Raw genomic sequence first — 1362 nt, 5'->3', positions numbered from 1 at the left:
TTCTCTTAATCCAAGTTCCATTTGGATTTTATTCGGAAGATCAATTAATAAACTTTGATAATATTCATGAATTTTAGTTATCATAATTATTATATAAATGGTTTACTTCGCATAACAGCACCTTAACGCTTCGCTTCGGCACTAGGCCTCGCTCGGTCTGCGACACATAGGCTTTCTGTCACTCGTTTGCATACGCAAGCTACGTGCCAGTCCCTAACGTCCCGTTCGGGACTCAGGGTCAGCCTACGTCGTTAAGGCTAGTTCGTTATACGCAATTTGAAAAACAAATATTATAATATATGCTAAAAAAGAAAGAGATTATAATAATTTTCATATTAATAATAAATTTTTGGAATGGCACTTACTCAAAAGAAAATAAAAAAAATGGATACGGATATATTGTCGCAAGCGGTGGGCTAAATGTAAGGGAATTACCAAACCTACATTCAAAAATCATTTACAACATCGAATATGGTGAGAAAATTTATTGGTCAAAAGAAAGTAAATTAGAAAAACCAATAATTATCTCAGGAATTTCAGGTAATTGGGTATCAGTAAAATTTAATAAAAAAGTCGGATATGTTTTCGATGGATATCTTGTTCCCATAATACCTCCAGAAGAAGATTCAAATGATATTGAAGATTACTTAAACAGTAATTTCAAAATAATCTCAACTCGATTTGAGCCAGAATTTCTAATCAAAGATGAAGATAATTTAGAATCTAATTCAAAAAATGAAAAGAAATTCTCTAAAAGAAGAATCATAGAATACGAAAATAAACTAACCTTTTTTACTCTAGATGAACACAGAGAAAATGGAATGCGCTGTTTACAATCAACTAAACTTTCTTTACAAGAATTATATCTCATTTCTACAAAATTTTTTCCTTTTTCAACTATGAATATTAATGATTCTATTGTCTCGAACCTAGTTTCAGGTAAACCTATTACAGAATTAAAAATTCCTTTCGAATCTATAAGCGAAAAAAAATATACAATTCTTATCAATAAAATAAGTTTAAATTATTATCTAAACGGAAAGCCAAGTAATAAATCCTTGGATGGAAATTTTATCTATACTGATTACGACTCACCATTAAATTCGTTAGGTATTTTCTCAAAACCAAAACCGACAATATGTTTTGGATTTGTTGTATAAATTCAAACTGCGTATAACAGCACCTTCCCGCTTCGCTTCGGCACTTCAGCCTCGCTCGGGCTGCGCCAAATTGTCCTCCTGTCACTCGCTTGCATACGCAAGCTACGTGCCAGTCCCTAACGTCCCGTTCCGGGACTCAGGGTCGGACAACTTCGGGAAGGCTAGTTCGTTATACGAAATCGCGAAACAATTATCATAAGGA

Annotated in this window: 1 protein-coding gene; it reads left to right on the top strand. The window is 33.4% G+C overall.

Features of this window, described 5'->3' with window-relative positions:
• The first annotated feature begins 299 nt into the window (after positions 1-299).
• Positions 300-1160, top strand: a complete 861-nt coding sequence (locus DI076_RS20025) for an SH3 domain-containing protein (protein ID WP_108961613.1) — start codon at positions 300-302, stop codon at positions 1158-1160.
• Positions 1161-1362 lie beyond the last annotated feature (202 nt).

The organism is Leptospira ellinghausenii (assembly GCF_003114815.1).
Taxonomy (GTDB): domain Bacteria; phylum Spirochaetota; class Leptospiria; order Leptospirales; family Leptospiraceae; genus Leptospira_A; species Leptospira_A ellinghausenii.
This window is presented reverse-complemented; position numbering and strand designations above follow the sequence as displayed.

Bases quoted from the DNA above. Each gene is read 5' to 3' on its own strand.
- DI076_RS20025 (WP_108961613.1), top strand. From the start codon at position 300: ATGCTAAAAAAGAAAGAGATTATAATAATTTTCATATTAATAATAAAT.